The organism is Desulfovibrio sp. (assembly GCF_041907885.1).
In the GTDB taxonomy this organism is placed as follows: domain Bacteria; phylum Desulfobacterota; class Desulfovibrionia; order Desulfovibrionales; family Desulfovibrionaceae; genus Desulfovibrio.
Genome location: NZ_JAYRGM010000023.1, coordinates 23,181 through 31,050 on the forward strand (window position 1 = coordinate 23,181; position 7,870 = coordinate 31,050).

Annotated in this window: 6 protein-coding genes; 3 read left to right on the forward strand and 3 right to left on the reverse strand. The window is 59.6% G+C overall.

Translation table 11 applies throughout. The features are described 5' to 3' along the window. Nucleotides 1-100: 100 nt before the first annotated feature. Both ACE3NW_RS10775 and ACE3NW_RS10780 read right to left on the reverse strand, forming a co-directional pair. A complete protein-coding gene (locus tag ACE3NW_RS10775) occupies nt 101-520 on the reverse strand; it encodes a rhodanese-like domain-containing protein (protein ID WP_374283241.1) in 420 nt (139 codons plus the stop codon). A 67-nt stretch (nt 521-587) separates the two neighbouring features. Continuing rightward, the gene (locus ACE3NW_RS10780; RefSeq protein WP_374283244.1) at nt 588-1,778 is read right to left on the reverse strand and encodes a pyridoxal phosphate-dependent aminotransferase; all 1,191 of its coding nucleotides are present in this window, start codon (nt 1,776-1,778) and stop codon (nt 588-590) included. A gap of 88 nt (nt 1,779-1,866) precedes the next feature. Here ACE3NW_RS10780 and ACE3NW_RS10785 point away from each other — a divergent pair, with 88 nt between their 5' ends. Further along, the gene (locus ACE3NW_RS10785; protein WP_374283246.1) at nt 1,867-2,304 is read left to right on the forward strand and encodes an MbtF; all 438 of its coding nucleotides are present in this window, start codon (nt 1,867-1,869) and stop codon (nt 2,302-2,304) included. A gap of 379 nt (nt 2,305-2,683) precedes the next feature. On the opposite strand, the gene ACE3NW_RS10790 is transcribed toward ACE3NW_RS10785, so the two are convergent. After that, nucleotides 2,684-4,480 carry a 3-phosphoshikimate 1-carboxyvinyltransferase gene (locus ACE3NW_RS10790; RefSeq protein ID WP_374283248.1) on the reverse strand — a complete coding sequence of 599 codons (1,797 nt, stop codon included), beginning with the start codon at nt 4,478-4,480 and terminating at the stop codon, nt 2,684-2,686. Between the two features lie 491 nt (nt 4,481-4,971). On the opposite strand from ACE3NW_RS10790, the gene aprB reads away from it, so the two are divergent. Beyond that, entirely contained in the window at nt 4,972-5,460 is a 489-nt protein-coding gene (gene aprB, locus ACE3NW_RS10795) for an adenylyl-sulfate reductase subunit beta (protein ID WP_374283250.1), read from the forward strand. A 37-nt stretch (nt 5,461-5,497) separates the two neighbouring features. After that, nucleotides 5,498-7,486 (forward strand): adenylyl-sulfate reductase subunit alpha, encoded by a 1,989-nt coding sequence (gene aprA / locus ACE3NW_RS10800; RefSeq protein WP_374283252.1) that lies wholly within the window; start codon nt 5,498-5,500, stop codon nt 7,484-7,486. The last annotated feature ends 384 nt before the right edge of the window (nt 7,487-7,870 follow it).

Here is a 7,870-nt window from a genome sequence, read left to right on the forward strand (position 1 = left end):
GGCAGAAAAAGTAAAGGACGGAGGGGAAAAACATTCCTCTCCGCCCTGGATAGAAGCAGAATCTGTGCCAGTTGCAATGCTTTCTGGCTGCGTCCCTGCGCTATTTTTGCACGGGCAGGCCAGCCTGCTGCCAGGCTGTGATGCCCTGGTTCATGTGCAGAATATTGGTAATGCCCTCTTTTTCCATGGCATCGTATGCGCCTGCCGAGCGGTTGCCCGTGCGGCAGTAGAGCAGAACAGGCTTGTCCTTGGGCAGGGAAAGTATCTGCGAATCAAAGGACGCGCCAAAAAAATCCATGTTCACCGCACCCGCAAGGTGTCCCTCGCGAAATTCCGCCGGGGTACGCACGTCTACTATGGTGAGCCCCTGGGGCGGGTTTTGCACAAGGTCGGCAGCTTCCTTGACGCTGATATCCTTGGCGCAAACCTGAACAGCCACCAGTAAAAGCAGGCAGGCAAGCGCTGAAACAAAACCACGGAGCCGGCCGTGGGGCAATTTAGCAAGATGGCAGTGCGTCATGTCTGTTTCCTGTGGAGGTTGCGGGTGACAGTGCGGGGCGGATTTGCCGCCCCGCTCGCCTGCAATATTACCTGACAGCAGCGCGGGCCTTGGCAAAGCCATCGGCGGCATTGCGGATGACCTTTTCGTCCACGCAGAAGGCAAGGCGGAAGTGCCCGGGGCAGCCAAAGCCAGTGCCGGGCACTGCCAGAATGCGCTCTTCAACCAGCCTGTTCACAAAGGCCACGTCGTCGCCGCCGGGAGCCTTGGGGAAGAAGTAAAACGCCCCGGCAGGCATCTGGAATTCGTACCCGGCGTTTTTGAGCACCTCGCCCATGGCCTTGCGGCGGGCGGCGTAGATGTCCAGATCAACCTGGCTGCCAAGGGCGGCGGCCATGATGTGCTGTCCAACCACAGGCGGGTTTACAAAGCCGAGAATGCGGTTGGTAAGGGTAAGGCCAGCCATGAGCTCGGCCTTTTCGTGCAGCAGGGGCGAAATGGCGGCAAAGCCCACACGTTCGCCCGGCAGCGAAAGATTTTTGGAAAACGAGCTGATGACAACCGCATAGGGGTAGAGGGGCAGCACCGAGGGCACTTCCGCATCATCATAAGCCAGAAAACGGTAGGGCTCGTCGGCCACCAGCCAGATGGGTTTGCCGTATTCCTGGCTCTTGTTTTCAAGCAGCTCGGTCAGGGCCACCAGGTCTTTGCGACTGTAGATGACGCCGGTGGGATTGTTGGGCGAGTTGATGAGCACCACGCGGGTTTTGGGGCTTATGGCTTCTTCAAGCGCGGCAAGGTCGGGTGCAAAGGTGTCGGGCTTGCTCATGACCGCGCGGAATGTGCCGCCGTGGTTGGCAACATAGAAGCCGTATTCCACAAAGTAGGGGGCAAAACCCAGCATTTCTTCGCCAGGATTGATAACCGCGCGCAAAAAGGCATTGAGCACGCCCGCCGCGCCGCAGCCCAGCAGCACGTCGTTGGCGGTAAGGGTCACGCCCTGTTCCTTGCTGAGGTGGGCGGCCAGCTTTTCGCGGGCCCATACAAAACCGCCGTTGGGCATGTAGCCAAAGGCAAAGGGTTCAGAAGCGTGCTCGGCAAAAGAACGCAGGCCGGTCACCACGGCAGGAGGTGCTGGCAGGTCGGGGTTGCCCAGGCTGAAATCATAAACATTGTCTGCGCCAAACTGGGCCTTGAGCTGGCCACCGGCTTCAAACATGCGCCGGATCCACGATGCGTTTTCCAGATACCCCGAAACACTGTCTGCAAGAATGGACATATACTGCTCCCACTGGTTGTTGTATTCGACCTGACAATTGGTTATGCTTCCAAAAGCCGTATAAAGCAATTGTCATTTGGAGGCTATGATGCGTTTTGAATTTTTAGGCAAAGCCCGGCGAGTGCTCGTTCCTGCGCTGCTGGCGGCGGCACTGCTGCCCGCCTGCGCCTCCAAGGAGACGCAGGAAGTTCCCGACGGCATGGCCGTTACTGTTACCCTGCGCGATGTCCATCGGTGCTCACGCATCTCGCCCGAAATTCAGGTGGCCCAGGCTCCTGCCAGCACAGAATATTACGATGTGCGGCTGGTGGAATTTACCAGCGACTCCCAGGAAATGTTTCTGGGCGGCGGTATCTGGAACAACGACGGCACGGGTATCATTCCAGAGGGCGGCCTTACCCGCCACTACCGTGGCCCTTGCCCGCCCAGCGGGCAGAGCAGGGAATACGCCTTTGTTGTGTCGGCCATGAGCCGCCAGAGCATGCAGCCCATTTCTGTTCGTCTTTTCCGTTTCACGCAGGAATAATTTTTGCCTACGCGTTCTTGCTGCCCGCAAGGGAAGCAGGGAGAGCGTGTGCGCAAACGGATTTTCCGCCCCATTGTGGTTTGACCGCACGGGGCGGTTTTTTTGCGCCCTTTGGCCGGGCGGCATATCTCAGACCATGCCCGCCAGACGATAGCGGGGCGCTGCCCAGGTTCAGAAAATTTCTGCTCCGGCAAAATCTGGCGCTGTCCGCCGATTTTTTTGCCTTGGTTGCTGCCGCCGTACCCGTATAGCCCTGTTGCGGGCCCGTTGTTGGCCCGGTGCTGCCCCTCTGCTGAAAGGGCCAGCTTTTGTGCCAGCGCAAATGCAACAGGCGCTGGGAGCGAAATTTCGCCGCCAGCGCCTGTTGTTTATCTATTTTCTAATAGTCGTCTTCGTCCTTCAGTTCCGGCGGCACGGCCACAGCACCGGTAATGATGCGGCGTCTGGGGGCGGCTGCCGGGGCTTCCGGCGCGGCGGCGCGGCGAATGGCCGGTTCTGGCAGCGTATTGTACAGCGCCCAGAAGGGCGGGAAGAGCCCCGTCATGATGCCGGGGTTGCCCAGCTTTTGGTGCGGGCTTGCGCAGGCGGCCAAAGCAAGGGCCATTGCCCAGACCGGATCGGGGGCATTCCAGCCTGTTTTTGGGCCAGATTGTTCTTTTTTGCACAAGTGGCTGTTTTCATCCAATTCCAGACCCACGGCAGAAAGAAAACTTTCCACAGTTGTTCTGTCCGTTCCGCTGGGCAGGGTGGGCAGGGTGGCCTTGTCACCACGCAGGGCGGCACAGGCCGCCAGTGCCAGCGGCAGGGGAGCCCAAACGGCGGGAAAACCAGCAGGCAGATCGCCCTTGGCGTATTGCTTGAGAGGCGCGGCCGCGCTGGCGCAGACCTCGCCGCCTTCCTTGCCAGCCTCGTAGCGCAGGTCAAGGCCAAGCTGTTTCAGCAGATCCCAGCCCGCTTCGGCGGCGGGCAGGGCGGGCCACTGACCGCCCAGATGGGCCTCGCCGCCAAGCGCAAGCGGCAGAGCCAGCAAAAAGAGCGCCAGTTCAGGCTCCATGCCAGCCTCAGGCTTGGCAGGCAGGCTGAGCGGGCCGGGGTTTACGCGCACCTTGGCACCCTCGGTCTGCACATCCGCACCGGCTGCGCGCAAAATGGGCAGCACGCGGGCCACGATGAGCCTGTGGTCGGGATGCGAGGAAAGATCAAGGGTTATGGCCCGTTCGTAACCGGGGGCCGCCAGCAGTATACCCTCGGCCAGTTCGGCGGGCACATCGGCGGGCAGCTTTATGGAATCGGGCAGAATGCCTGAGCATTCAAGGCGTGCGGGCAGGCCGTCGCTTTTGGGAACAACGTGTACGAGGCGCGCGCCCAAGGCGGGCAAAAAGTGCCGTACAGCAGAAAAATCGGCAAGTTTGAGGCTGGAATCGCCGGTAAACTTGGCGCGCGATGGGCGGCCAAGGTAGTGGCCCAGCAGCATGAAAAAGTTCCACGCGCTGTCGCCGGTGTGGATAACCTTGTCTGCCGCGCCCAGCGGGGCCGCAGGACGAGCGGAAACTCCCTCGTCTTCGCGGGTAAGTGAAGCACCGGCCTGGTTGAGCATCTTCACGCAGTCCACAATGGGATCATTCATCAGGCAGGGCGCGATATGCAGGGGCTGGCCCGTGGAGGCGGCCAGCATCAGCCATGCGCGGGTGGCCCGGCAGGCCAGGGGCGCGGGCATGCGCAGGCGCACGTGTTTGGAAGGCGGCGCAAGGTTAAAGGCCGTGCGCGGCGGTTCCTGCATGGCCGAGCCGCCATTTTCGCCATTTTCGTCCCCATCGTTGCGGGCTGAGGCGGGGCGGGGCTGAAATTCCACTTCCTGCATAAGCGAAAAAAAGTGGCCGGAAAGGCGCGCATCGCGGCTGATGCGGGAAACGGCAGCTTCCCACGATTCGCGGATATTTTTTTCTTCGGCAGAATCAAGCCGGGGCTTGTCGCCGCGCATACGCTCAAGAAGATTGTTGCGGCGCAGCAGCAGGCGCAGAATATCGCGGTCTATCTCGCAAACCACCTCGCGCAGCGGCTTGCGGGCGCGCGAATCGCCGGTATCATGCCCATTGCGTGGACTGCGCGGGGCACGTGGGCCCCGTCCTTCGCGCATATCTCGTGGTGCGCGGGAATCGTTGGAGTTGTCGGTCATGCCTTGTCCTGTACTGATATGAAAATTTGGATAGGAGGGGTTCGCCCGAGGCGCAGCGCTGGAAAAACAACGGGTTGCCGACTCATGGTTCGATTTGCCCCAGGGGCTTCCCTTATCTGCCCAAGCGTGTTAGCTTGAAATGAGCTCTCTTGCAAGGGTTGTGCGGCCAGCACCAAATTATGGTCTGGCAGTAGGCATTTGAAATACTTGTGACATGCAAGGGCCAAAAATGCCCAAGAGATTTTTTTTCACAAGGCTTATAAGGCGTTGATTCTGTAGGGAATCTGCCTGGCGACTCTGTGAAGTTTCAATGAAATTTTGCAGAGGGGGGTTGACGCAGAGGCTAAGTGCTTGTTACTAATTGCGCAAGCCATACGCCCAACTTTCGTTGTGGAGGCGCTCGGCTAACCCCGGCGTGACGGTTTAGCCGCGCGCCTCGCCGAACCCGGCGGGTTTTTCTGAAACACTTTTAAAAGAGTTGGAGGATACGTATGCCGACGTTTGTCGATCCGTCCAAGTGCGACGGCTGCAAGGGTGGCGAAAAGACGGCCTGCATGTACATTTGCCCGAATGACCTCATGATCCTGGATTCTGAGGAAATGAAAGCTTACAATCAGGAACCCGAAGCCTGCTGGGAATGCTATTCCTGCGTTAAAATCTGCCCCCAGGGCGCCATCACGGCTCGCCCCTACGCAGACTTTGCTCCCATGGGCGGTACCTGTATCCCCATGCGCTCGGCCGACTCCATCATGTGGACTGTTAAGTTCCGCAATGGCAACGTGAAACGCTTCAAGTTCCCCATCCGCACTACGCCGGAAGGTTCCATCAAGCCCTTCGAAGGCTTTGGTGAAGGCGCCAACATCGAAGACGAACTGCTGTTCACCGAGACCGCCTTGGTTGCCCCCAAGGCCGCTCTTGGCAAAAAGTTCGATGTTAAGGACGCCGACAAGTCCTTCACCTGCATGGAACACGGCCGCTAGGCTTTTGCAACCGCTAGTGCGATAAGGAGAAACAATTATGCCAATGATTCCCGTCAAGGAAGCGACGAAGGGTGTGGCCATAGCCGAGCCTGAAGTGAAAGAACATGCTGTTGACCTGCTGATCGTGGGCGGCGGCATGGGTTCCTGCGGCACCGCTTTTGAAGCAGTGCGCTGGGGCGACAAGCACGGCCTGAAGATTATGCTGGTTGACAAAGCCACCCTCGAACGCTCCGGCGCCGTGGCTCAGGGTCTTTCCGCCATCAATACCTACCTGGGCGACAACGACGCTGACGATTACGTCCGCATGGTTCGTACCGACCTTATGGGTCTGGTGCGCGAAGACCTTATCTTCGACTGCGGCCGTCACGTTGACGACTCCGTGCATCTGTTCGAAGATTGGGGCCTTCCCTGCTGGATCAAGGGCGACGACGGCCACAACCTGAACGGCGCTGCCGCTAAGGCTGCTGGCAAGAGCCTGCGCAAGGGCGACGCCCCTGTGCGTTCCGGCCGCTGGCAGATCATGATCAACGGTGAATCCTACAAGTGCATCGTGGCCGAAGCTGCCAAGAATGCCTTGGGTGAAGACCGCATCATGGAACGTATTTTCATCGTGAAGCTGCTTCTCGACAAAAATACCCCCAACCGCATCGCTGGCGCCGTGGGCTTCAACCTGCGCGCTAACGAAGTTCACATCTTCAAAGCCAACACCATCATGGTGGCCGCTGGCGGTGCCGTTAACGTGTACCGTCCCCGCTCCACCGGTGAAGGCATGGGCCGCGCTTGGTACCCCGTGTGGAACGCCGGTTCGACCTACACCATGTGCGCTCAGGTTGGCGCTGAAATGACCATGATGGAAAACCGCTTCGTGCCCGCCCGCTTCAAGGACGGTTACGGCCCCGTGGGTGCGTGGTTCCTCCTGTTCAAGGCCAAAGCCACCAACTCCAAGGGTGAAGATTACTGCGCCACCAACCGCGCCATGCTGAAGCCTTACGAAGATCGCGGCTACGCCAAGGGCCATGTCATTCCGACCTGCCTGCGTAACCACATGATGCTTCGTGAAATGCGCGAAGGCCGCGGCCCCATCTACATGGACACCAAGACCGCCCTGCAGAACACCTTCGCTACGCTTAACGAAGAACAGCAGAAGGATCTGGAATCCGAAGCTTGGGAAGACTTCCTCGACATGTGCGTGGGCCAGGCCAACCTTTGGGCCTGCACCAACACCGCACCTGAAGAACGCGGTTCCGAAATCATGCCCACCGAACCCTACCTGCTCGGCTCCCACTCCGGTTGCTGCGGTATCTGGGTTTCCGGTCCCGACGAAGCTTGGGTGCCCGAAGACTACAAAGTGCGCGCTACCAACGGCAAGGTCTACAACCGCATGACCACCGTTGAAGGCCTCTTCACCTGCGCCGACGGCGTGGGCGCTTCCGGCCACAAGTTCTCCTCCGGTTCGCATGCTGAAGGCCGTATCGCCGGTAAGCAGATGGTTCGTTGGTGCCTTGATCACAAGGACTTCAAGCCTGACTTCGCCGAAACCGCCGACGAACTGAAGAAGCTCGTTTACCGTCCCTTCTACAACTTCGAACAGGGCAAGGCCGCTTCGACCGACCCTGTGGTGAACCCCAACTACATCACGCCCAAGAACTTCATGATGCGTCTCGTGAAGTGCACCGACGAATACGGCGGTGGCGTGAGCACGTACTACACCACCTCGAAGGCTCTGCTTGACACCGGCTTCAACCTGCTTGCCATGATGGAAGAAGACTCCTTCAAGCTGGCCGCCCGTGACCTGCACGAACTGCTTCGCTGCTGGGAAAACTACCATCGTCTGTGGACGGTGCGCCTGCACATGCAGCACATCTCCTTCCGTGAAGAATCCCGCTACCCCGGCTTCTACTACCGTGCGGACTTCATGGGCCTGGACGACGACGCTTGGAAGTGCTTCGTGAACTCGAAGTACAATCCCGCCACCGGCGAGACCAAGATCTTCAAGAAGCCCTACTACCAGATCATCCCCGACTAGTCGGCGGCACTGATGCCAAATGGGGGCGGCCGCAAGGCCGCCCCCTCTGCTGCAAGCCCTGGCTTTGCCCGGGTTTGCGGCGGCGAAAAACGCGTGCCGGTGGGCGGCTTTGCCCTGCCGGAAAAAGAGCGGTTTTCGTGCCACCTGTTTGTGTGCCCCATGCTTGGCATGCGGTGCGCTGCACAAGGCAAATGTTCGGCAAGGGGATGACCGGCAGCAGGCCCCCCATTGTCGGCGGGCGTGGTGCGGGCAGTTTTGTGCGCTGACGCTCGCAGAGGTCGGCCACGGGGCCGCTCCTTTTTTTTCGCGGCGGGAGTCCTATTCCTTCTTCAGCCGCTATGCAACAACGCAGGAGGATATCCAGGATGTCCAATGCCATTCTCG